Source organism: Streptomyces sp. NPDC030840 (assembly GCF_055572015.1).
Genome location: NZ_JBVIEE010000001.1, coordinates 746,571 through 769,822, shown reverse-complemented (window position 1 = coordinate 769,822; position 23,252 = coordinate 746,571). Strand labels below are relative to the sequence as shown.

Genomic DNA, 23,252 nt, shown 5'->3' with positions numbered 1-23,252 from the left:
CGAAACTGAGGAACGGCTGAGGACGCGGTAACGATTCTGTGGGGAGTGCCCCGAGCGCCCCTGCCCGCGGGCACTCCCCCGGCCGGTGGGCGGCTAGCGCAGCCGGATCACGTTCCACGACAGGGGCTCGAGGACGGCGTGCAGCGTGCCGTCGCCCAGGGTCGTGCCCTGCACGGTGTGCGGGGTGACGCGCTCCGGGTCGTCGAGGGTGTTGCGGGCGTCGGGGTCGGTGTCCGCGAGCGCGCTGTGCTCGACGACGGACGTCAGCTCCAGGCCGCTCAGGGCGACTTCGAGCGGGAGGGACCCGGTGCGGTCGCGGTTGACGGCGAAGACGGTGACCGAGCCGTCCTCCGCCCGCACGGCCGTGGCGTGCAGCAGGTCCGCCTCGCCGTACTTCTTCGTCTTGTACGTCGGTGAGTCGACCCGTACGTCGAGGACCTGCCCGCGCCCGTACCGGGAGGCCTGCGCGAACGGGAAGAAGGTGGTCTGCCGCCAGGCCGGGCCGCCCGGCTCGGTCATGATCGGCGCGATGACGTTGACGAGCTGGGCGAGGCAGGCGACGGTGACCCGGTCGGCGTGCCTGAGCAGCGCGATGAGGAGCGAGCCGAAGACGACCGCGTCCATGACGGAGTAGTTGTCCTCCAGCAGGCGCGGGGCCTCGGGCCAGTCCAGCGGGTCGGCCTTGGCGGACTCCTCCCAGTCGGAGAGGTACCAGACGTTCCACTCGTCGAAGGAGAGGTTGATCCTCTTCTTCGACTTGAGCTTCGCGCCCACGTGGTCGCAGGTCGCGACGACGTTCTCGATGAAGGACTCCATGTCGACGGCGGAGGCGAGGAAGGAGTCGACGTCGCCGTCCTCCGGCCAGTAGTAGGCGTGCAGCGAGACGTAGTCGACGAGGTCGTACGTCTCCGCCAGGACCGTCGCCTCCCACTCGGCGAAGGTGGGCATGGACTGGCTGGAGGAGCCGCAGGCGACGAGTTCGACGGTGGGGTCGATCTGGCGCATGGCGCGGGCGGTCTCGGCGGCGAGGCGGCCGTATTCGGCGGCGGTCTTGTGGCCGGTCTGCCAGGGGCCGTCCATCTCGTTGCCGAGGCACCAGAGTTTGATGCCGAAGGGGTCCTTGTCGCCGTGGGTGACGCGGAGGTCGGACAGGGCCGTGCCGGCGGGGTGGTTGGCGTACTCCTGGAGTTCCAGTGCCTCGGCGACGCCCCGGGTGCCGAGGTTGAGGGCCATCATGGGCTCGGACTGGGGGCCGATCTTGCGGAGGAGGCCGATGTACTCGGAGAGGCCGAAGTGGTTGGTCTCCGTGGAGCGCCAGGCGAGGTCGAGGCGGCGGGGGCGGTCCTCCACGGGGCCGACCGAGTCCTCCCACTTGTAGCCGGAGACGAAGTTGCCGCCCGGGTAGCGGATCGTGGTGACGCCCAGCTCCCGGACGAGGTCCAGGACGTCGGTGCGGAGGCCGGCCTCGTCGGCGGTGGGGTGGTCCGGTTCGTACACGCCGGTGTAGACGCAGCGGCCGAGGTGTTCGACGAACGAGCCGAAGACGCGGGGGTTGACCCGGCCGACGGTGAAGGCGGGGTCGAGGGTGAAGCGGGCGGTGCGCATGGTGTCCCTTCGGAGTGTGGTGCGTCGGGGTGGGGGCGTCGCGCTGCGTGGGGGTGGGTACGCCGCACTGTTCGACATCTCGGATTGTGATCGCGACTTCGGACGGGACCGTAAGTTCGCAGCGCCCGCGCGTCAATGGGGCGAGCCGCACTTGCGGGCGCGGGGCCTCGCAACGATCGTTTCGTGCCAGGCAACGATCGTTGGATTCGCGTGGTGCGGACCGCCTGCGGCGCGTACTGTCGGGCCGTGCTTGCTCTTTCCGAGACACTCGCGCGCATCGAGGCGCGGATCACCGAGGGCGGACTCGACCGGGGTGAACTCCTCGACGTGACGGACCTCTCCAGGAGAACGGCCCTGCGGGAGAGCGAGGTCGAGGCGCTGCTGAGCGGGGCCGCGCCGGTGGACGAGTCCGTCGACGACCGGGTGCGGGGCCGGGTGCGCGCGCTGCACGAGGCGTATCTCGCCCGGACCGGCAAGCGCACGGCGGACGTGTGCAGGGAGGTCGCGGACCGGCTTGGGATCAGCCCCGAGTGGGCGCGGCAGCTCCTCCTCGGCAAGAAGATGCCCAACGTGCGCGATCTGACCGAGCTCGCGCGGTTCTTCGGCGTCGCGCACGGCACCATGTCCTTCACCGACCCCGCGGCCACCGCGCTGAACAGGGAACTGAGCCGTGTCCTCGGGGATTTGGAGGCCGTGCGGGAGGACCAGGGCCCCCTCCTCCGGCTCGCCACCCGGCACGGCGTCGTCACCCTCGCCCTGCGCGCGGGCCACCGTCTGACGCCGCGCAAGCAGGAGGCTCTCGCGGTGATGCTGGAGGGCCTGCTGGGCGGGGACGCCGAGGACGACGGCGTGGAGACCCGGTGAGCGCCCGCGGTGCGCGTCCCCGTGGCGCCGTCGCCCGTACCGTGAACGCACTCGTGGGCACCCGTGCCGGTGCCCGGATCGCGGCCGCCCTGGCCGCCTCACGGGCCGGGGCCGGGATGCGGAAGCTCGCGGCGGAACTCACCGCCGGGCTCCCGTCGCGGGTCGAGGGGCCCGTGGACGTACGGGAGTTGTGCGGGGCCCTGTGCGAGGCGATGAGTGAGCGCCGTGGCGGGCGGCGGGTCGAGCTGCGGTTCGAGCGGTTCCCCGACGAGATCGAGGTCACCGGGCTCTGGCTGGAGTTCGAGGACTTCGACCTGGTCATCGTCGAGGAGCGCGCCGAAGCGGTGCAGCAACTCGTGATCCTCGGCCACGAGTTGTGGCACATGCACGCCGGGCACTGCCACCATCACGTGGCCGGTGCCGCGGCCGTCCGCGCGCTGGCCGGTGAGCCAGGCTGGCGGGAGCACGCGCTCGCGGTGTCCGCCCGCAACGGGTCCCACGAGGCCGACGAGCGCCAGGCCGAGGACTTCGGTCACCGGCTCGCGGCAGATCTCCGTACCTGGATGGCCGGTTCGGGGCAGGGTGACCACGGGACCGCCGACCCGCTCCGCGCAGCCCTCCAGACCTACCTCGGTTACGGCGGGCCACAGAGCGGGCCACGCAGATGACCGCCGCGACGGCCCCGGCGGGGGGCCTTCTCACGAGCGCGGCGGCCAGGCACCTGGCGTGGGACCCCTCGGGCCTCCTCGGCGAGCTGTACATCTCCTTCTGGATACCGACGGCGGTACTCACCGCCGCCCTGGTCATCAAGCTGCCCAGCATCATCAAACTGTGGAGGGACCCGCTGCTGCGCGCCGTCGGCGGACTGCTGCTGCTCGCCTGCGCGGTCTTCGTCTTCGCGGTGCCGGGGAACATCGCCCGGGTGAACCGGCTCACCGGCGTGCCGAACATCTCGGCGCCCTGGGTCTACTCCCTGATCACCGCGTTCTGCGCGTCCTGTCTGCTGCTGATCGTCGCGTGGCGGGGCGGGCTCTCCGACCGCTCGGCGGCGACCCGCCGCGCCATGCGGTGGGTGATCGGCGTCTACAGCGCGGTGATCGTCGCCCTGTGGGTCCTGTTCGCGCTGGCGGACACCCCCGTGGAGCGGCTGCGCGACCTTGACACGTACTACGCCACCACGCCCTTCATGCGGGAGGAGATCGTCCTCTACCTCCTCGCGCACACCGTGGCCGTCCTGATCACCTACCGGCTGGTGCGCGACTGGGTCCGCACGGACGGACTCGACGCCTGGCTGCGCTGGGGCCTGAAGGCCCTCGGCGTCGGCTACGCGCTGAACGTGGTCTACGACGCCGCCAAGATCACCGCGGTCGTCGCCCGCTGGACCGGCCACGACCTGGACTGGCTGTCCACGGACCTGGCCCCGCCCGTGGCCGCCCTGTCCGCCATCCTGGTCGCGATCGGCTTCATCCTCCCGCACGCCGGCCAGTACCTCCACGGCCGCTGGAGGGTACGGCTCTGCCACTGGCGCCTGAGGCCCCTGTACCTGCTGCTGCGGACCCGCACCGGCTCCGGTGTGCCCTTCACCGTGCGGGCCGGCCCGGAGCTGCGCCTGACGCGCCGCGAGACCTTCATCCGTGACGTCCTGCTCCAGCTGTCCCGCCATTTCGACGAGGACCTGCGGCGCCGGTCGTACGAGGCTGCCGTCGCCCTGGGCCACACGCCCGGCCGGGCGCGGGCCCTCGCCGCCGCCGTGACGATCCAGGACGCCTTCGCCGCACGGCAGCGCCCGGTCGACGGCGGCTCACCGGCCTCCCCGGACACCACCGCCCTCCTGCGGGAGATCGAGGCCGTGTCCCGGGTTCTCCGCCACCCCCAGGAGATCGAAGCCGTCCGCACCCGGGCGGCCGCAGCGGCAGAGAGCGTGCCCGCACATGACTGACCGTCCCCGCACCGCCCGGTCCGCCGTCGTCCTCGGAGAGCGGCTCGCCGGAATGCTCGCGGCCCGCGCCCTGTCCGGGTAGGCGCATTCGGTGACGGTCGGCGCCCGTCGTACGCCGACCGGCTGTCGCGTACGGCCACGTACGGCCACGGCAAGCGGGCGGGTCGCCCGGCGGTTCACGGATGTGACCTCGCGCAGTTCCCAGCGCCCCCCCAAAAAACGGCGCAGTGCCCCGTCCCTGACGGGGCGTCCGTTCAGCCCTCGAACGGGTGTTGCTCCAGGCCCTTGCCCGCGCCCGGGATGACGAGGAGTGAACCCGACAGCGGGGGTGGGGAGGGCAGGCCTGTGGTGGCTGTGGTGATGTAGAGGTCCGTCAGGTCGGGGCCGCCGAAGGCGCAGGCCGTGGGGCGGGGGACGGGGAGGGGGACCACGCGGTCGAGGGCGCCGTCGGGGGTGTAGCGGCGGACCGCTCCGCCGTCCCAGAGAGCGACCCAGACGCAGCCGTCGGCGTCGACCGTGAGGCCGTCGGGGAAACCGGCTCCGTCCTCGATGGTCGCCAGGGGCCGCCGGCCGGAGATCCGCTGCCCCTCGCCCACGTCGAAGACGTCGACGCGACGGGTCGGGGAGTCGATGTAGTACATGAGGCGGCCGTCCGGGCTCCAGCCGATGCCGTTGCTGACGGCGACGTCGTCGAGGACCGTGCTGACCGTGCCGTCGGGCGTCAGGCGGGACAGGGTGCCGCCGCCGGGGGCCTCGTCGTAGCGCATGGTGCCCGCCCAGAGGGAGCCGTCGGGCGCCACGGCGGCGTCGTTCGCACGGCGGCCCGGGACCGGCTCGTGGTGCAGCCAGCGGAAGCTCCCGTCGGTGTCGCGCAGGCCGACGCCGTCCCGGAGGTTGAGGACGAGCCCGCCGCCCGCGCGCGGTTTCGCGGCGCCCACGTGCTGTTCGGTGACCATGACCGAGCGGCGGCCGGAGGCGGGGTCGTAGGTGTGGACGCGGGAGCCGAGGATGTCGACCCAGATGAGCCGCTGGGCGGCGGTGTCCCAGGTGGGGCCCTCGCCGAGGGCCGCGTGCTCCCGTACCGCGATCTCGTACGCCGTCATGCCACGCTCCGGTGTCCGAGGCGCTCCGACAGCTCCGCGGCGCCCTTGGCCGCGAGCTGCTCCAGCTCGGCGCGGCGTTCGTCGCTCCAGCGGATCATGGGGACGGAGATGGAGAGGGCGGCCACGACGCGGCCGGTGCGGTCGTGGACGGGGGCGGCCACGCAGGAGACGTCCGGGTTGGACTCCCGGCTCTCCACCGCGATGCCGCGCCGGCGGATCTCGGTCAGGGCCTCGCGCAGGGCGGCCGGGTCGGTGATGCTGTTGGGCGTCATCCGGACCAGGTCCGCGTCGTCGGGGACGCGGGCGGTGAGATCGTGCTCGGGGAGGGAGGCGAGGAGCATCTTGCCGACCGAGGTGCAGTGCGCGGGCAGCCGGCGCCCGGCGGCGGACACCATGCGGACGGCGTGCGTGGAGTCGACCTTCGCGATGTAGATGACGTCCGTGCCCTCCAGGATCGCCACGTGCACGGTCTCGTCGCAGGTCTCGGCGACGGACCGGGCCACGTGCTGGCCCTCGGCGGCGAGGTCGAGCTGCTCGGCGTAACGGCTCCCGAGCTGGTAAGGACGGACACCGAGCCGGTAACGTCCCGGTTGTCCCGGTACCGGGACGATGTAGGACCGGGCGGCGAGCGTGGTGACCAGCTCGTGCACGGTGGTGCGCGGGAGCTGCAGCTTGCGCACGATGTCGGGGGCGGACAGCGTGCCGTCCCCGTCCAGGAAGAGCTCCAGTATGTCGAGAGCCCTGGTCACTGCGGGTACGAGGCGTCCCACGACCGGCCCCCTCCCTTGCGTCTGTGGTGACTGTGTTCGATATTTCAACAGTCGATCGGCATGACGAACACACACAGGCTAATCACATGGGCCCTGCCGGGCAATGGTCCGGTAACGCCGGGTGGCGGGCGGGCAGCCTCCCCGGCCTTTCCTTTCACCCGCTTTGCCGGGCTGCTTGACGCCCCTTCCGCGGCCGGGCCGGGGACGGCCCCTCATGAGGCTTCCTGCCGGGCCCTCCCGTGCAGCAGCAGATAGAACGTCTGCAGCGACTCCTCCGGCCCCGCCTCGAAACGGTTCACCACCTTGCCCAGCGGATTCCACACCCGCCCGTCGGGCATCCGCACCCCGGCCGGCTGCCCGAAGTACGCCCGCTGCTCGGCGTCGAAGTCCACCCAGACCGCCCCGGCCCGGCGCACCAGCACCTCACCGACGTACGCCCCGAGCCCGAACAGCGTCCCGGCCACGCGCTCCCGGTCCGCGCTGCCCTTGCGCAGCCCGTCGACGAGGAAGTCGACGACCCGCAGACTGGCGACCGAGTAGTCCAGCGGCAGCCGGTTCCTCGCCGTCACCCGCGTGACGAACCTGCCGGCGTGCTGCCGCATCACGCGTCCGGCCGGCTGTCGCGCCTCTTCTCCGGGCATGTCCCCCGCCCCCTGGGTCGTCGTGTGGAAGCGGTTGTCCGCTCCCCCATCGACCAAGCGCACCACCGAACACAAACGTCACACCTTCCTCACGGCGTGGTTTCAACGTCCGCGGGACGCGACACCTCAGGGAGGGGCCGTGAAGGAGACGCGGCAGCGCGGAGCGCTCAGCGGCGGGCCCGCGGGTCGCCGAGTTCGCCCCGCAGCCGCTGGGCCCGCAGCACGAGCTCCAGTTCGAAGCGGCGGTCCGGGTCGTCGATGCCGTCGCCCCACAGCTCCCGAATCTGCCGGAGGCGGTAGCGCACCGTCTGCGGGTGGACCCCCAGGCGTGCGGCCACCTCGGGGGCGCCGCCCCGGGTCTCCAGCCACGCCAGCAGGGTCTCCGCCAGGCGCCGGCCGTGGGTGGGCCCGCAGTGCGTGAGCGGCGCCAGGCACCGCAGCGCGAGGTCGTCGATCAGTTCCTCCGGCTGCAGCAGCACCAGTGCCTCGGTGTGCTCCGTGCAGTGCAGCACCTCTCCATCGGGCAGCAGCCGCCGTTCCATCAGCCGTACGGCCGCTTCCGCCCAGCGCAGCGACTTAGCTGCCTCGGTCAGCGGTACGGGCGGGCCGATCGCGCCGGACCAGCCGGTCAGGGCGCGGTGGAGGAGCTCGGGGCGGCCCGCCGCGCCGGGGTCGGGCACGACCATGCGGGGCTGCTCGTACTCCATGTCGAGCAGCACGCCCTGGCCGACGGCGGGGGCGACGGCTTCGCGGGCCGGGCGCAGCAGGACCCCCACGGAGACCTTGTCGGGCAGGGGCCAGCCGATCCGGGCCGCCCGTTCGGTGAGCGCCTCGGCGGGATCGCCCCGGTGTTCCGACAGCAGCAGTTCCATCAGCCGGCGCTGGAGGCGGAGCCGTTCGCCCGCCTGGCGTGCCGCCGCCTCCGCGTAGCCACGCACCGACTGGTCCACCAGGCCGTCGAGGTACTCGTATCCGGCGTCGACGAGTTCGTACATCGCCGGGGGCGGGATCTCGACGCGCTGGCCGATCTCCGCGAAACGGCGCCAGGCGAGCCGTACGCCCAGGCGGTAGATGGCCTGGAGCGAGTCGAGGCTGCGGCCGTGCAGTCCCTCGCCCCGCCCGAACTCCTGGAAGACGCCGGGCGGGACACGGGGACGGCCCTCCGCGGTCTCCAGGTGCTGCACGAAGACCTCGATGGCGCGGCGGATGCCGACCAGCGCCATCGGCTCGCCGGAGTCGTCGAGCACGACCGGCAGGTGCGGGTACTCGCGGCGGATCTCCCGCAGGATCTCCTCGGCGAGCACCGGTGCCTCCGCCATGGCGAGCGCGGCGAACTGGCGCACCTGGAAGCGGGGGACGTCGTGCCAGGCCGAGCGGGTGGAGACGGTCCCCGGGCGTCGGGTCACCTCTCAGCGCTCCGCGCCGGCGTTCTCGTACGTGATCAGCGGGGTGTTCGGCTGGTCCGGGGTCGCCTCCAGCAGGGCGACGGCACCGAGCGCGGCGCCCACGGCGAGCACCGCCGCGACCGCGACGGTGGTGATGGCGGCGAGCATTCTGGACATCGCAGGGTCAGCCTCTCTCTCGAAAGGTCGTCCCCACCCGGGCACCCGGCACGTACCGGGGACCCTCACCCGGGCCCAGTCTCGACAAGCATTGACACCCCGTCAAGAGTGCGCCTACGGTTCCCGCCCCATGGCGGGTGCCGCGTGGAGCAGTCCGGCACCCCCTACCGCACGCGCACTTTCCCCCCACGGCGCGCGACCCCCGCGTACGCGTACTCCCGTCGCGCCGACCCACCTCACTGGAGTGCCGGATGCGTCGTACAGCCTCACCATTGTCCCTGGTCCTGCTGGGTGTCGGCACCTTCCTGCTGGTGCTCGCGCCCCTGCTCGCGTGGTACGTGAAACCGCGCGCCGCGGTCAACCCGATCGACATCGACACCACCGCCGTCTACACCGGAACCGGCAGCGTCTTCGACGTGGACGAAGTGAAGACCGTGCCGGACCAGAAGATCACGATCACCCAGCGGGTGCGCGCGGACGTCGCCGACAGCGAGCGCAGCGGGAAGGCCGCCGTCTGGGACGTGACGACCTCGGTCGACACGGACAAGTCGCTGCCCGCCGCCGACCCGCACGACGCGCTGGACTTCACCCCGCACCGCTGGGTCAGCGACCGCAGGACCAACCGGCCCGTGCACTGCTGCGGCGAGAAGCCGTACATCCAGGGCGAGGCCTACCTGAAGTTCCCCTTCGATGTGGAAAAGCGCGACTACCGCTGGTGGGACAACACCCTCGGCAGGGCTGTGACCCTCCACTTCCGGGGGGAGAAGAAGGTCCAGGGGTACGGGGGCTACCGGTTCACCGGCACCGTGCCCGCCACGAGGAACGGCACCCGGCTGGTGCCGGGCGCGCTCGTCGGCCGGCCGAGCCGCCCGCAGGTGGTCGCCGAGGAGTGGTACGCCAACCACGGCATCGAGTTGGTCGTCGACCAGGCCACCGGGCGCGTGCTCCACGCGCAGACCGGACCGCGCCAGACGCTGCGGGCGCCGGGCGGGAAGAAGGACGCGGCCGTGCTCCTCGACAGCCGGAAGATCGCGTTCACCCCCGGCACCCAGAAGTTCGCGGTCGACCAGGCCAGGAAGGACAGCGGACAACTGCGCCTGGTGGGCCGGACGTTGCCCGTGGGGGCCGCTGTACTCGGTTTCGTCCTCGCCGCGGTGGGTGCCGTTTTGGTGGTGCGCGGACGCCCGCATCCCGAAACGTCCGAGTCGTCCCAGGACCCGCTCACAACATGATGAGACGTCAGGTACAACAAGCCCGGAATTTGTCACCCCGGTGAGTAGCAGCTTCCAACGTCCCGGCGAAAACTATCCACCCCCACCCGAGCACAGACCACCCACAGTCCCGTCACACCCCCCACGGATCGACCTTTCGTTCCCCCCACGGATCCCCCCACTGCGTGACTCTCCCCCACGAGAGTTCCGCACCCTGAGACGAGTTGGAGCACCCATGCCCCAGCACGTGCCGTTCTCGCTGCTGGAGTCGCTTCCGCGCTCCGGGCGGCACACTCCGGCGCACCCCCCACAACCGCGCCGCATCGCTTTCCTCGCCCGCCGTGACCTCGGCAATCCGGCGGCGGGCGGTTCCGAACTCCTCGTCGACCGGCTGGCCGACGGACTGACCCGGCTCGGTCACCAGGTCACCCTGCTGTGCGGCGGGCCGGCCGCGTTCCGGGACTACCGGGTCGTGTCGGCCGGCGGCGACCTGAGCCACTATCTGCGCGCCAAGCCCTCGTTCGCCCGCCAGGTCGGCGACTGCGACCTGCTGGTCGAGGTGTGCAACGGCATGCCGTACCTGGCTCCGCTGTGGCACGACGGCCCGACGCTGTGCCTGGTCAACCATGTGCACACGGAGTTGTGGAGCATGCGGTTCGACGGCCTGCTCGCGCCCGCGGCGCGTCTGGGCCGAAGACTCGAACACTGGGCGCTGGCGGGCGCGCAGCGCGAGAAGCACGGGAAGCGGCAGCGGAAGAACCTGCTCGTCGCCGTCTCGTCGTCCACGGCCCACGCGCTGCGGGACATCGGCGTGGAGCGCGAGCGGATCAGAGTGGTGCACAACGGCGTCGAGGAACCGGGACCCCTCGCGGAACGCTCCCCCGAGCCGCTGTTCGTGGCGGTCGGCCGGCTCGTCGAGTACAAGCGGATCGACCTGCTGCTGCGGCTGTGGGAGCGGGTGCGGCCGGTGACGGGCGGGCGCCTGGTGATCGTGGGCGACGGTCCCGAGCGCGCGTACCTGGAGCAACTGGCGGGACCCGGCGTGGAGTTCACCGGTTATGTCTCCGATGCCGAGAAGCACCGACTGCTCTGCGAGGCCTGGCTGCTGCTGCATCCCTCGGCGGTCGAGGGCTGGGGGCTGGTGGTCACGGAGGCCGCGGCGCGCGAGACCCCCGCGATCGCCTTCGACGTGCCCGGGCTGCGTGACTCCGTCGTGGACGGTGAGACGGGTGTGCTGGCCCGGGGTGAGTCGTCGTTCGCCGCGGCGTGGTGCGCACTCACGCTGTCCGCGGAGCGGCGGGTTCTCATGGGCAAGGCCGCGCGGGAGCGGGCGGCGCGCTATCGCTGGGATCACACGGTTCGGCAGTTCAGAGCGGTGGCCAGTGAGGCGGTGAGGGGCCGTGCCGCCTCCGGCTAGGGTGAGCCGTTTCGCGCTCCTCGCCGGAAATGCCGTCCGTGAGCTGCGGGTTGTTCGTGGCTGGTCGCGCCCCGCGGCAGAGCCGCAAGACGACACGGCCCCGCGCCCCCTTCGGGGCACTGTCCCTCACCGGAGTCGTACGAAGGACCCCTCTCTCCGGCGTTCCCTGACCCTCTTCCGTGCCTTCCTGCGGGAGCAGGACGATCCCGAGTACTGCTACTCCCTCCTCGCACGCGACGCCGCCGACCAGGTCGAGGCATACGGAGGTCCCGTCCGCGGGCGGACCGTCGTGGATGTCGGCGGGGGTGGCGGGTACTTCACGCGGGAGTTCCGGCGGCGAGGGGCGGACGCGTACCTGTTCGAGCCCGACGTACGGGAGTTGGGGCCGAAACCGCCCGAGGGCGCGGTCGTCGCGGACGGGTATCTGCTGCCGCTGGGCAGCGGGGTCGCGGACGTCACCTTCTCCTCCAACGTGCTGGAGCACGTGGCCGATCCGCAGACGTTCCTCAGCGAGCTCGTGCGGGTCACCCGGCCCGGCGGGCTGATCTACGTGTCGTTCACCAACTGGTTCTCCCCCTGGGGCGGTCACGAGTGGGCGCCCTGGCACTACCTCGGGGCCGAGCGGGCGCGGGCCCGCTACCGGCGCCGTACCGGAAGGGAAGCCAAGCACACCCTCGGCGAGAACCTCTTCGCCGTGCACATCGGCCCCACCCTGCGGCAGGTGCGCGCCCGTGGTGACGTCACGGTCGTCTCGGCGCGTTCCCGCTACTGGCCGTTCCTCGCGGAGACCGTCGTGAAGGCGCCGGGCATCCGCGAGTTCGCCACCTGGAACCTCCTCCTCATCCTCCGGCGGTGTCCACCATGACGAGCACGGTCCAGGCCCCTCCTCCCGCTCCGGTACGACCCGACGGGCCGGCGCGCAGGCCCCCCGAGGGTCCGCGCTCGCGGCGCTGGCTGCTGGGGTTCTGGGCCGTGGTGTTCGTGCTGTTCCTGGCCGTGGACCCGGGGCGGACGACGTTCGAGACCAAGCTGGGTGTCGCGCTCGATCCGTGGCAGTTCCTGTCCGATCTCGGCCAGTTGTGGCACGACCGGGGCGGCTTCGGCGGGATTCTGGACCAGTACGCCGGCTACGCGTGGCCGATGCTGCCGTACTACGCGCTGTGCGACCTGGTGCGGTTGCCGGTGTGGCTCGCGGAGCGGCTGTGGCTGTCGATCGTGGTGTCGGTGGCCTTCTGGGGTGCGCTGCGGCTGATGGAGCGGTTGCGGATCGGGGCTCCGGGCAGCCGGTTGCTCGGTGCCGTGGCGTACGCGCTGTGGCCGGTGTTCACGACCGTCGTCGGCTCGACGTCGGCCGCCGCGCTGCCGGGCGCGTTCCTGCCGTGGGTGCTGCTGCCGCTGACGAGCGAGCGGTACAGCGCGCGGATCGCCGCCCTGCGCTCGGCGCTGGTCATCCCGTTCATGGGCGGGGTGAACGCCGCGGCCACGCTGGCCTCGCTGCTGCCGGTCGGGCTGTATCTGCTGTCGCGCCCGCGCGGCCCCCGGCAGCGCAAGCTGATCGCCTGGTGGGTGCCGGGTGTGCTCCTGGCGACGGCGTGGTGGGTGATCCCGCTGCTGCTGCTCGGCGCGTACGGCGAGAACTTCCTGCCGTACGTGGAGACGTCACAGACGACGACGGCCACCATGTCGGCGACCGAGATGCTGCGCGGCGCCGGGAACTGGGTGGCGTACCTGCACTTCGGCGAGGCCTGGCTGCCCGCCGGCTGGACGGTCGCGTCGTCGGTGGTGGTGGTCGTGTGCTCGGCGCTCGCGGCCGGGCTGGGGCTGGCGGGGCTGGCCCGGCGGGATCTGCCGGAGCGGCGGTGGCTGGTGCTGACGGTGCTGTCCGTGGCGCTGATCACGCTCGCCGGGTACGGCGGCACGTTCGGCGGGCCGTTCCACGGGCCGGTGCAGGACTGGCTGAACGGCGCGCTCGGCCCGTTCCGGAACATCTACAAGTTCCAGGCGGGGCTCGCGCTGGCGCTGGTCCTCGGTCTTGCGCACCTGGTGGGTGTGGCGGCGCGGGAGCGCGGGGCGCGGCGGGTGCGCGGGCGGCGGTACGTGGCGGTCGTCGCCGCGGTGCTGGTACTGCCCGGGCTGGCGTGGCCGTACCTCAACGGGTCGATCCTGCAGCCCGGTTCGTTCCAGGAGCTGCCCAAGTACTGGAGCGCGACGGCGGGCTGGCTGGAGAAGAACTCGCCCGACTCGCGCGCCCTCGTCGTGCCCGCCACCGCGCACGGCATCTACACCTGGGGCTCGCCCATCGACCAGCCCCTCGACGTGCTCGCCGAGTCGCGCTGGGCGCAACGGGACTACGTGCCCTTCGGCACGCCGGGCAACCGGCGTGCGATGGACGCGGTCGAGCAGGCGCTGATGACGGGTGGTGAAGTCCCGGGTCTGGCCGACTACTTGAGCCGCGCCGGGCTGTACTACGTGGTCGTCCGCAATGACCTGGACCCGGACCAGGTCGGCTACGTCCCGACGACGACCGTCAAGCGGACCCTGGAACAGTCGGGCTACGAGCGGGAGACCGGCTTCGGTCCGCTGATGACGGGCGGACGGATCGCGAACGACACGCCTCTGCAGGTGGAGGGGCTGTACCCGCGTCAGCGGGCCGTGGAGATCTACCGGCCTCCCGCGGACGCGCCGCGCCCCGGGCAGGCCGGGCTGAAGCCGATCGCGGACACCGCCGTCGTGTCCGGCGGCCCCGAGGCGCTGCTGCCGCTGGCCGCCGACCCGGCGATGCGGGGCCGCGCCACGGTACTGATCGGCGACAACCACCCCGGTCTCGGCACACCCGAGGTGCAGGTCGTCGGGGACGGACTGCGGCGCGCGGACACCCGGTTCGGCCTGGTCAACGCCAACACGTCGTACACGTACACCGCGTCCGAACGCAATCACAGCGGCAACGTCCAGGACCCCGGCGACCCGCCGCACCAGATCCTGCCGGTGAGGGGAACCGCCCACCAGACGGTGGCCGAGCTGCGCGGTGCGCGTTCGGTGACGGCGTCGTCGTCCGGCAACTGGCTGTTCTACCTGCCCCAGTACGACCCGGTGAACGCCTTCGACGGCGACCCGGGCACCGCGTGGGCGGAGGGGGCGGCCGGTTCGGCGGACGGACAGTGGCTGCGGATCGCGTTCGACGAGACCGAGGACGTCCCTTCGTCCTTCAAGGTGACGCCACTGCCGCAGGACCAGGTGCGGTCGGCGCCGACACGGGTACGGGTGGAGACGGAGCGGGGTTCCGTCACGAGCTATCTGCAACCCGACGGCTCCCCTCAGACGGTCCGGGCGCGCCCCGGGCCGACCGACTGGCTGAAGATCACGATCCTCGACGCGGTGGAACGGCACGCCGGGCTCACGGGCGCCGGTTTCTCCGAGATCGACATCCCGGGCGTACCGCAGGTCACCCGCATGCTGCGGCTGCCCACCGACGCCGACCGCTCCGGCGCCTCCGCCGAGATCGTCTCGCTGCACCGCGCCGCCGACCCCACCGGGCTCTCCCCGACCGGCACGGAGAACGGCCTGCACCGCCGCTTCTCGGTGACCAGGTCCGGGACCTACGACGTGAGGGCGAGCGCCGTGCCCGTGCCGAGCGCCGAGCTCGACGAGCTGCTGTACGAGGTCGCGCCCGGCGAGAGGAACCGGGTCACCGCGACGGCGGACTCGACGGCGCGCCTCGGCACCGGACTGTCGCCGCGCAACCTCACCGACGGCGACCTGACGACGGCGTGGATCGCGGGCGACAAGCCGGTGATCCATCTGACGTGGCCGGACCGGCAGAAGGTCGGCTCGGTCGTACTCGCCCCCGCGGGCGGCCTGTCCACCCGCCCGACGCAGGTGTCGATCAGCTCCCCGGACGGCGCGGCGATCGCCGCGGTCGACGAGAACGGCTGGGCCCGCTTCGAGCCGATCACCACGAACCGCCTCGACATCACGATCACCGAGACCGCCCCGCTGACCGTCCACAACCCCGTCGCCGACGACGACCTGCAACTCCCGGTCGGCCTCACGGAGGCGTACCTCCCCGCCCTCGACGACCAGCGGGCCAAGCAGCCGTCGGATGCCAGGGACTTCTCGCTCCCGTGTGGCAGGGGCCCGGTGCTCGCGATCGACGGCGAGCTGTACGGGACGAGCGCGAAGGGGACGGTACGGGACCTGCGGGAGCGGCGCGCCATCGACCTGACCTTGTGTCAGCGGGGGAAGGCGAACGGGAAGTTGGACCTGGGTTCCGGGCCCCACCGGGTCGAGGCCGGGGACGGCGGGCCGCTCGCCGTTACGGACGTGACGCTCACGCGCGGCACGGTGACCGAACCCTCCGGCACGACCGCCCGCGAGCTGCGGGTACGGGACTGGCTCGGCGACCTGCGCGAGGTGTCGGTCGGCTCGGGCGCGGCCTCGTACCTGACGACGTACGAGAACTTCAACGACGGCTGGAAGGCCACACTGGACGGACGCGAGCTCAGCCCCGTCCGGCTCGACGGCTGGCAGCAGGGGTGGCGGATACCCGGCGGCGCGGGCGGCACGGTCGAGCTGACGTACGCGCCGTCCACGACGTACGAGGCCGGACTGGTCGGCGCGGGGGCCGGGGTCGCCGTACTGGTCGGCCTGGTGCTGTGGCGGCGGCGCTCGCCCAACCCCGACGAGGCGCAGCCGGTGCCGCCGGACCCCGGTTTCTGGCTCGGCACGGTGGCGCTCACGCTCGTGGGAGTCGTGATCGCGGGCGTCTTCGCGCTGCTGGTGCCGGTGCTGGCGCTGGTGGCGTGGAAGCGGCACACCCTGCTGGTGCCCCTCGCGTTGCTCGCGCTGGCCGGGGCCGGCATCGCCGCCGCCCTGGGCGCGGGGGAGCCGGCGGCTGCCGGCGAGGGGGCGTTCGGGCCGGTGGCCCAGGTGCTGGCGCTGGCCGGGCTGTTCGCGGGGCTGGTGAGCGTGCGGGAGCCGGCGGGGGTGGTGGCGGGGAGGCCGGGCGGCAGTGGTGGCCCTGAGCCCCCTGTGGGTTCCGGTGACCCCCGTGGCCCTGGCGCGACGCTCACGTACGGGGCGCCGCCCCCGCCACCGGGCCCGGACGCCCCGGCCGCGCCGTTGCCCAGGCGGAAGCGGGGGGCGAGCGGCCCGGGCCGGGAACCCGGAGGCGCCGGGGAGGGCCCGCGGGGGCCGGTGGCCGGGCCGACCGTGTCGGCGAGGGGACCGGACATCGACAGCACCGGAAGGGGCGAGGCCGTATGACCGCAGTGGAGCACCCGGCGCGGAACGGAACGGGCGGCCCCGTACGGCCTCCGGTACGCGTCCCGTTCCCGGTGGTGGACGAGGTCGCCCGGCACTGCCTCCAGGAGGAGGAGCCCGAGACGGTCCACATCGAGGTCCACCTCCCGGGCCCTGTTGACCCGTCCCGCCTGCGCACCGCCTTCACCGAGGCCCTGCACCGCCACCCGCGCATCCTGATGCGGGAGGCGACGGGGCCCTGGTACCGGCGCCGCTACGAGTGGGAGCTGACCGCGGATCCGGATGTGGAGGTGCTGAGCTTCCCGCCACCGGGCCCGAACGCCTTGCGGGACGCGCGGGTGAGGGCCCTGACGAACGCGCCACCACTGACGGCGTCGCCGCCGATCCGGCTGGAGGTGGTCGTAGCCGCCGGCAGTCGTGCGGCTGGGGCGGCACGGGCGGGCGCGGCGGCACCGCGCACAGCGCGGGCAAGCGCCTCCACCCCCGGCTCAGCCCCCGCCCACGGGCGCCCAGAACGCGACGGCACCGTCCTCTTCCTCACCATCAACCACACCGCCCTGGACGGCCCGGCCTGCCTCCGCGTCCTCGCCACCGCGGCGGAGCTGTACGGCGGCCGGGACAACTCCCCCGCCGCACCTCCCGTACGGACCCCCGAACCAGCCCGGGAGCTGCCGGCGACGCCGTCGCCCTGGACCCCACCCGCCCGAGTCGCCCCCGGCACCCCCGCCCCCTCCCCCGGCAACGGCATGCTCGTCACCGAGCTCGGCCTCCCCCACCGCCCCAAGGGCTCCCCCTACACGGTGAACGACCAGCTCATGGTCGCCACGGCCCTGATGCTCGCCCACTGGAACCGGGAACACGGCGTCCGCCCCCGCCCGATGCGCATCACCATGCCGGTGGACGACCGCCCCCGGGACGCCACGATGCCCATCGGCAACGGCACCCGGCTCGTCGAAGTCCCGTTCTCCCCCGAGGAGTTGGGCTCCGTCGACATGCCCGCCCTGCTGCGCCGCACGGCGACCCGTACCCGCGCCCTCAGATCCCTCCCCCGCCCCCAGCTGGGGCGCGGCGCCGCCCTGCTCACCGCCCCCTGGGCCCCGGTCGGCGTGCGGGCCGCGCTCACCCGGGGCCTGCGCAGGGCGGCCGCCCCCTGGACGTCCACGACGCTGCTCAGCAACATCGGCCGCGTCCCGTACCCGCTGGACTTCGGCGACGAGGCGGGCCGCGCCCACGCCGTGTGGTTCTCGGCGCCGGCCCGTATGCCGCGCGGCCTCACCGTCACCACGGCCTCCACGGCGGGCCGCCTCCACCTCGCCCTGCGCTGGTCGCGCGCCCTCCTCGGCCACGGCGACGGCGCCCGCCTCCGTGACCTCTTCGAGCACTACCTGCGCACCACGGAGGTGACACCGTGACGTCCCCGGCGACCACCGCGCCCCCGCGACGAGGCCTGCGCGACTTCTACGAGAACCCGGCCGTCCCGGTCGCCTCCGGCACCCCCCGCAGCGTCCGCCAGGCCCGCATGCTGGCCGCCGCCCTCGGGCCGGCCGGCGCCGGGGGCCAGAAGACCGTCCTGGACATCGGCTGCGGAGACGGCACGGCCGCCGCCACCGCCGCGCCCTTCCTCGCCGGCCACCGGATCGTCGGCGTCGACTGGTCCCAGGACGCCCTCAGGCGCGCCCACGCCCGGCTGCCGTACGTGGTGCGCGGTGAACTCACCGACGGCGGCCTGCCGTTCGCCTCCGCCTCCGCCGACGCCGTCCTGTTCAGCGAGGTGATCGAGCACCTCGTCGACCCGGACGGCGCCCTCGACGAGATCCGCCGCGTGCTGCGCCCCGGAGGCCACCTGATGCTCTCCACCCCGAACCTCGCCGCCTGGTACAACCGCGCCCTGCTCCTCGCCGGAGTGCAGCCCGTGTTCTCCGAGGTGAGCCTGCGCGCGATCCACGGCCGCCCGGGGCGAGAGGTCGTGGGGCATCTGCGGCTCTGCACCGCACGCGCGCTACGGGAGTTCGTGGGCGCGTCCGGCTTCGAGGTCGTGGAGGTGCGCGGGGCGCCCTTCCACGGCGTACCCCGTCCGCTGCGGCCGCTGGACCGGCTGGCCTGTGCCGTGCCGTCGGCCGCGTCGATCCTGCTGCTGCACGCGCGAAGGACGTAGGGCGATGTGGTGGGGAGTGGGCGCGGCCCTTCTGGCCAACGTCCTCTACAGCACCGGATTCGTCCTGGAGAAGCGGGCGCTGGGATCGCTGCCCCAGGTGACGATCCGTCAACCGGCCCGGCTGCTGCGGCTGGTGCTCGGCAGCCCCCTGTGGATCGGCGGATCACTGGCCCTGGCCGCCGGCTTCGCCGCCCAGCTCGCCGTCTACCGCACCCTGCCGATCGCCGCCGCGCAGGGCATCTTCGTCTCCGGGCTTGTGCTGCTGGTCCTGCTGTCCGCGCGGCTGCTCGGCGAGGAGACGACGGGCCGCGAGAAGTACATGATCGGCGCCATTCTCCTCGCGCTGCTGATGGTGGTGCTGTCGCTGGACGAGGCCTCCGACACGGTGAGCCGCGGCGCGCCGTACGCCCTGGTGCTGACCGTCTGCCTGCCGTCGCTCGCCCTCGGCGTGTGGCTGTACGCCTCGGCGGAGCGGCGCGCCCGGCACCGCCACCGGCTGCCGACGACGGGCGTCGACTACGGCGTGGCGGTGGGCCTGCTGTACGGGGTGAGCTCGCTGGCCATCAAGGGCGTGTCGAGCCACCTGACGACGAGCGGCTTCGGCGAGGCACTCCTCACCCTGCCGCGCTCCCCGTACCCGTACCTCCTGCTCTTCACCGGCGCGTTCGGTCTCGTCATGTCGCAGGCGGCGCTGCAGCGCTCCCGCGCCTCACTGATCGTGCCGGTGTGCACCACGGTGACGTGCCTGTTCACGGCGGTGCTCGGCACGCTGGCGTTCGGCGAGGCACTGCCCGACGAGCCACTGCGGCTGGCGCTGCGCGTGGCGGGCACGGCGCTCGCGGTGACCGTACTGCTGTCGATGCCGAAGCACGACGCACCCCGACCCGCACCCGAACCTCCTGTGGGTGCCAAGGAGTTGACGCCACCATGACCCCCGAGGACCCGCTCCTGCAGATCCTGGCGTGCCCGCTGGACAAGGGCCCGCTGCACCTGGTGACCGAGACCGGGGCCACCGAAGCCGCGGACGCTCCTGCGGCGCTGTACAACCCCCGGCTGCACCGCCGTTACCCGATCGTCGACGGCATCCCGCAGCTGCTGCCGTCCTCGGGCGAACAGGTCACCGAGGACGAGCACGAGGAACTGGTCAAACTGATCGGACCGACCAACCGGATGTCGCCATGACCCTCGCCGCCCGCCTCGCCCCCTTCCTGCCCACCCGGCTGATCGCCGCGGCGGCCGGCCTCGTCTACCCGCGCTTCGAGCCGGAGCTCGCGCGCCTCGGCGACCTCTGTCCACCCGGCTGCGGCACGGCGGTCGACGTCGGCGGCTGGTACGGCCCCTGGACGCGCCGCCTCGCCGGGCGGGCCCGTCAGGTGGTGACCGTCGAGCCGGTCCCCCATCTGGCCCGCCTGCTGACCTCGACGGCCCCCGCGAACGTCCGCGTGGTCCAGGCCGCCGCCTCGGACCACCCCGGTACGGCCCGCCTGTGGCTGCCGTCGGGCGACGAGGGCGAGCGGGGCGTGTCGTCGCTGGTCCGCCGGGACATCCACGCCCGCGCGCTGGACGTCCCCTGTGTCACCCTGGACGGTCTGGGCCTGCGGGACGTCGGCTTCGTCAAGATCGATGTGGACGGCAGCGAACTGGCCGTCCTGCGCGGCGCGCGCGGCATCCTGACCCAGGACCGGCCGGCTCTCTTCGTCGAACTGGAGTCACGGATCCAGCCGATCGCCCCGGTCGTGGACCTCCTCGCCGGGCTCGGCTACGCGGGCTGGGTCCTCCCCGGCCGCAGTTGGCTCCCCCTGGACCCGGTGGCACTGGAGGCCCACCAGGCGAAGGCGTCGTACGTCGTCTCGCAGGGCCTGATGCGCCGGGTGCTGCCCTTCCTCCGGGGCCCGCGCTACGTGAACTCCGTCCTCTTCCTCCCCGACGGACGCCGCCCGGGCGCGGGGGCGGAAGACCTACGCGACCATGGGGCGCATGCCCTCCGCGAAACGCCCGGCTGAGCCGTTCACCCCGCTCCACTTCCAGCTGGTCCTGCTGCGCCGCATGGCCGACCACAACGGCGACCTCGTCGAGAACGCCCGCCATGAGCTGGGCGTCTCGATCGCCGACATGCGCGAGGCCAACAAGCGCTGGCAGGCGATGCTCCGCTCGCCCCGTTCCCGCTCGGCCGTCTCCCGGTACCGCTCGGTCCTCGGGGAACCCGAGTCGGTCATCTCCCGGAGGATCGGCGACCTGGAGTGCGAGGCGCTGTGCTGGCCCGTCCCCCTCTGGCCGGACCTGCGCTTCGAGGTGATGGTGGCCCCGAACGGCGTGGTGTGGAACGAGTGGCTGGTCCGCGCCCCGGACGCCGCCGCGCCCGAGCTGCGCGCACTGGAGGACCTGACCCCCTGGTCCTGCACGGTCGACGAGGCGGCCCGCGCCTTCGCCCCCGCCCGCCCCCTGGAGGGCACGGCGCCGACGCGCTTCGGCCTCGCCTTCACGGCCCCCGACGCGCGGGGCGTACGCCGGGAGTGCGTGGCGGAGTTCACGTGGGGGTTGTTGCAGCGGGTGGACACGGGCGAGGGTGAGTGAGTGCCCGTGCCGGGGCACCGGCCTCGTGCGCGAGCCCTCTCCGCTACCGGCCGGCCGCCGCCAGGATCGCCCCGGCCACCACCGGCACCGAGTCCGGATGCAGGTCGAGGAAGAGGTTCGGCTCCACCAACTCCAGCTCCATGAGCCGGGGTTCGCCGTCGTCCCCGAGTACCAGGTCGACCCGGGCGTACAGCAGGTCGGGGTCGCCCGGTACGGCCGCGAGGGCACTCTCGGCGACGGAGAGCTCGGCCGGAGTGGGGGTCCAGGGCTCCAGGCCGGGGTGGGCCACCTTGTCCGCGTCGTACGCCGTGCCGGGGGCGAGCACCGCTCCCTTGCGGCTGGCGTGCAGCAGCCGCCCGCCGAAGAACTGCAGGGCCCGCTCACCGGTGGCGTCGATGCCCCGCATGTACGGCTGCACCATCGCGGTGAAGCCCTCCGTGTGCATCCGCGCCAGGTGCCGCAGGGCCGTCTCCCGGTCGGCGGGCGTGTACCGCGCCGCGTACCGGGCGCCCGCCCCGGACGTCGGCTTCACCACGTACTCGTGGTCGTCCGGGAGGCCGGCGGTGTCGCCGGGCGCGAGATACCGGGTGGGCACGACGGGCACCCCGGCCGCCGCCAGTTCCCCGAGGTAGCGCTTGTCGGTGTTCCAGCGCACGACGTCCGCCGGGTTCACGAGCCGTGTGGCCTTCCCGCACCGCGTCACCCAGGCCGCGAACTCCTCCGCCCGCCAGCTGTAGTCCCAGGTGGAGCGGATGACCACGAGGTCGTAACCGGCCCAGTCGACCTCCGGATCGTCCCAGTACACGGCCCTCGCCTCGGCCCCGGCCGCCGTCAGCTCCCGCACCAGCACCGGCAGATCGCGGTCCTTGCTCACCTCGGGACCGGGGTCGTAGGTGGCGAGCGCTATGCGGGGGGCGGGCGTGTGGGTCACGGGGCTCCATCCTCGTACGACCGTGTGGTACCGACTCCAGCCGTGAGGCTAACAACGGGCTCCGCAACCGCGGCAACCCGTTTGACCTTCCCCATTGGTGAAGCCCCAGCATCGGGAACGGAACGGGGAACGGCCAGGACCAGGGGGAACCGTGGGCTTGCTGACGATCGGCGCCTTCGCGAAGGCGTGCCGCCTCTCGCCGAAGGCACTGCGGCTGTACGACGAGCTGGAGCTGCTGCGGCCCGCCCGGGTGGACCCGGAGACCGGCTACCGCTACTACGCGGTGGAGCAGCTGGAGCGGGCGCGGCTGGTGGCGTGGCTCAGGCGGCTGGGGATGCCGCTGGCGCGCATCCGGCAGGTGTGCGCGCTGGACGGGCCCGCCGCGGGCCGGGAGATCCGGGCGTACTGGGCGCGTGTCGAGGCCGAGACGGCTCACCGCCGGGACCTGGCGGCGTTCCTCGTGGACCACCTCACCGGCACCTCAGGGAAGGACACCACCATGCTGGAACTCCGTTACGCCGCCCTCTCCGACACCGGGCTGGTCCGTCCGGCCAACCAGGACACCGCCTACGCGGGCACCCGCGTCCTCGCCGTCGCCGACGGCTTCGGCTCCGGCGGGGCGCACGCGTCCACGGCCGCCGTGGAGGCGCTGAAGGCACTGGACCGAGAGACGCTCCCGGCGGGCAGCGTGCTGAACCTGCTGGACGAGGCGGTGCAGGGCGCGACCCGGGCCGTACGGGACGTCGCGGCGGCCGACAAGGAGGAGGTGGGGACGACCCTCACCGCGATGCTCTGGACCGGCTCCCAGCTCGCCCTGGTCCACATCGGCGACTCGCGCGCGTACCTGCTGCGCGCCGGCGAGCTCTTCCGGATCACCCACGACCACACGCTCGTCCAGTCGATGGTCGACGAGGGCCGGCTGACGGTGGAGGAGGCCGCGGCGCACCCCCAGCGGACCCTGCTCCTCAAAGGCCTGAGCGGCGGCGACTCCGTCCCGTCCCCGGACCTCCGCCTGCAGGACGCCCTGCCCGGCGACCGGTACCTGCTGTGCTCCGACGGCCTGTCACGGGTCCTGGCGGACACGGACATCCAGCGGACCCTGTCGACGGCCGGCGACCCCGAGGAGACCGTACGCGCGCTCGTCGCCGGGGCGAACGACGCGGGCGGTCCGGACAACGTGAGCTGCGTGGTGGCCGACGTGGTGGAGGCCGGGTAGTCGGG

The 23,252-nt window shown here is 73.1% G+C and carries 21 protein-coding genes; 14 read left to right on the top strand and 7 right to left on the bottom strand.

Annotated features, from left to right (window positions below; all coding sequences use genetic code 11):
- Window positions 1-93 precede the first annotated feature (93 nt).
- A complete protein-coding gene (gene arfA, locus ACZ49J_RS03225; protein ID WP_467447540.1) occupies window positions 94-1,605 on the bottom strand; it encodes an arabinosylfuranosidase ArfA in 1,512 nt (503 codons plus the stop codon).
- A 246-nt stretch (window positions 1,606-1,851) separates the two neighbouring features.
- Here arfA and ACZ49J_RS03220 point away from each other — a divergent pair, with 246 nt between their 5' ends.
- From ACZ49J_RS03220 to ACZ49J_RS03210, 3 genes are all read left to right on the top strand, one after another.
- Window positions 1,852-2,469, top strand: coding sequence for a helix-turn-helix domain-containing protein (locus ACZ49J_RS03220; RefSeq protein ID WP_467447539.1), 618 nt, complete (start codon window positions 1,852-1,854; stop codon window positions 2,467-2,469).
- A gap of 116 nt (window positions 2,470-2,585) precedes the next feature.
- Window positions 2,586-3,137 carry a toxin-antitoxin system, toxin component family protein gene (locus ACZ49J_RS03215; RefSeq protein ID WP_467447703.1) on the top strand — a complete coding sequence of 184 codons (552 nt, stop codon included), beginning with the start codon at window positions 2,586-2,588 and terminating at the stop codon, window positions 3,135-3,137.
- Window positions 3,134-4,408 (top strand): MAB_1171c family putative transporter, encoded by a 1,275-nt coding sequence (locus tag ACZ49J_RS03210; RefSeq protein WP_467447537.1) that lies wholly within the window; start codon window positions 3,134-3,136, stop codon window positions 4,406-4,408. The genes ACZ49J_RS03215 and ACZ49J_RS03210 overlap by 4 nt, the downstream gene beginning before the upstream one ends.
- Before the next feature lie 254 nt (window positions 4,409-4,662).
- Here ACZ49J_RS03210 and ACZ49J_RS03205 read toward each other — a convergent pair whose 3' ends face one another.
- The 5 genes from ACZ49J_RS03205 to ACZ49J_RS03185 all read right to left on the bottom strand — a co-directional run bounded on the left by ACZ49J_RS03205 (window position 4,663) and on the right by ACZ49J_RS03185 (window position 8,484).
- Window positions 4,663-5,511: an SMP-30/gluconolactonase/LRE family protein gene (locus ACZ49J_RS03205; protein ID WP_467447536.1), complete on the bottom strand. Its 849-nt coding sequence runs from the start codon at window positions 5,509-5,511 to the stop codon at window positions 4,663-4,665.
- Window positions 5,508-6,281 (bottom strand): IclR family transcriptional regulator, encoded by a 774-nt coding sequence (locus ACZ49J_RS03200; protein ID WP_467447534.1) that lies wholly within the window; start codon window positions 6,279-6,281, stop codon window positions 5,508-5,510. The genes ACZ49J_RS03205 and ACZ49J_RS03200 overlap by 4 nt, the downstream gene beginning before the upstream one ends.
- 212 nt (window positions 6,282-6,493) lie before the next feature.
- On the bottom strand, window positions 6,494-6,922 hold the full coding sequence (locus ACZ49J_RS03195; RefSeq protein ID WP_467447533.1) for a hypothetical protein: 429 nt from the start codon (window positions 6,920-6,922) through the stop codon (window positions 6,494-6,496).
- A gap of 167 nt (window positions 6,923-7,089) precedes the next feature.
- Window positions 7,090-8,328, bottom strand: a complete 1,239-nt coding sequence (locus tag ACZ49J_RS03190) for a PucR family transcriptional regulator (RefSeq protein ID WP_467447532.1) — start codon at window positions 8,326-8,328, stop codon at window positions 7,090-7,092.
- A 3-nt stretch (window positions 8,329-8,331) separates the two neighbouring features.
- A complete protein-coding gene (locus ACZ49J_RS03185; protein ID WP_467447530.1) occupies window positions 8,332-8,484 on the bottom strand; it encodes a hypothetical protein in 153 nt (50 codons plus the stop codon).
- A gap of 251 nt (window positions 8,485-8,735) precedes the next feature.
- Here ACZ49J_RS03185 and pgfA point away from each other — a divergent pair, with 251 nt between their 5' ends.
- The 10 genes from pgfA (at window position 8,736) to ACZ49J_RS03135 (ending at window position 21,100) form a co-directional block, all read left to right on the top strand.
- The gene (gene pgfA / locus ACZ49J_RS03180; RefSeq protein WP_467447529.1) at window positions 8,736-9,716 is read left to right on the top strand and encodes a cell envelope lipid trafficking protein PgfA; all 981 of its coding nucleotides are present in this window, start codon (window positions 8,736-8,738) and stop codon (window positions 9,714-9,716) included.
- A 214-nt stretch (window positions 9,717-9,930) separates the two neighbouring features.
- A complete protein-coding gene (locus tag ACZ49J_RS03175) occupies window positions 9,931-11,112 on the top strand; it encodes a glycosyltransferase family 4 protein (RefSeq protein ID WP_467447528.1) in 1,182 nt (393 codons plus the stop codon).
- Between the two features lie 166 nt (window positions 11,113-11,278).
- Window positions 11,279-11,977, top strand: a complete 699-nt coding sequence (locus ACZ49J_RS03170) for a class I SAM-dependent methyltransferase (protein WP_467447701.1) — start codon at window positions 11,279-11,281, stop codon at window positions 11,975-11,977.
- Window positions 11,974-16,374: an alpha-(1->3)-arabinofuranosyltransferase domain-containing protein gene (locus tag ACZ49J_RS03165; protein WP_467447700.1), complete on the top strand. Its 4,401-nt coding sequence runs from the start codon at window positions 11,974-11,976 to the stop codon at window positions 16,372-16,374. The genes ACZ49J_RS03170 and ACZ49J_RS03165 overlap by 4 nt, the downstream gene beginning before the upstream one ends.
- A complete protein-coding gene (locus ACZ49J_RS03160; protein ID WP_467447526.1) occupies window positions 16,371-17,783 on the top strand; it encodes a condensation protein in 1,413 nt (470 codons plus the stop codon). The genes ACZ49J_RS03165 and ACZ49J_RS03160 overlap by 4 nt, the downstream gene beginning before the upstream one ends.
- Window positions 17,780-18,526 carry a class I SAM-dependent methyltransferase gene (locus tag ACZ49J_RS03155; protein ID WP_467447525.1) on the top strand — a complete coding sequence of 249 codons (747 nt, stop codon included), beginning with the start codon at window positions 17,780-17,782 and terminating at the stop codon, window positions 18,524-18,526. The genes ACZ49J_RS03160 and ACZ49J_RS03155 overlap by 4 nt, the downstream gene beginning before the upstream one ends.
- A gap of 16 nt (window positions 18,527-18,542) precedes the next feature.
- Entirely contained in the window at window positions 18,543-19,457 is a 915-nt protein-coding gene (locus ACZ49J_RS03150) for a hypothetical protein (protein ID WP_467447698.1), read from the top strand.
- A complete protein-coding gene (locus ACZ49J_RS03145) occupies window positions 19,454-19,708 on the top strand; it encodes a Trm112 family protein (protein WP_467447524.1) in 255 nt (84 codons plus the stop codon). Before ACZ49J_RS03150 ends, ACZ49J_RS03145 begins: the two co-directional genes overlap by 4 nt.
- Entirely contained in the window at window positions 19,705-20,529 is an 825-nt protein-coding gene (locus tag ACZ49J_RS03140; RefSeq protein ID WP_467447523.1) for an FkbM family methyltransferase, read from the top strand. Before ACZ49J_RS03145 ends, ACZ49J_RS03140 begins: the two co-directional genes overlap by 4 nt.
- A complete protein-coding gene (locus tag ACZ49J_RS03135; RefSeq protein ID WP_467447522.1) occupies window positions 20,504-21,100 on the top strand; it encodes a hypothetical protein in 597 nt (198 codons plus the stop codon). Before ACZ49J_RS03140 ends, ACZ49J_RS03135 begins: the two co-directional genes overlap by 26 nt.
- 43 nt (window positions 21,101-21,143) lie before the next feature.
- Here the strand turns inward: ACZ49J_RS03135 and ACZ49J_RS03130 are convergent, their stop codons facing one another.
- Window positions 21,144-22,031, bottom strand: a complete 888-nt coding sequence (locus ACZ49J_RS03130; protein WP_467447521.1) for an ATP-grasp domain-containing protein — start codon at window positions 22,029-22,031, stop codon at window positions 21,144-21,146.
- 151 nt (window positions 22,032-22,182) lie between these two features.
- Here ACZ49J_RS03130 and ACZ49J_RS03125 point away from each other — a divergent pair, with 151 nt between their 5' ends.
- Window positions 22,183-23,247, top strand: coding sequence for a MerR family transcriptional regulator (locus tag ACZ49J_RS03125; RefSeq protein WP_467447520.1), 1,065 nt, complete (start codon window positions 22,183-22,185; stop codon window positions 23,245-23,247).
- Window positions 23,248-23,252: the final 5 nt, after the last annotated feature.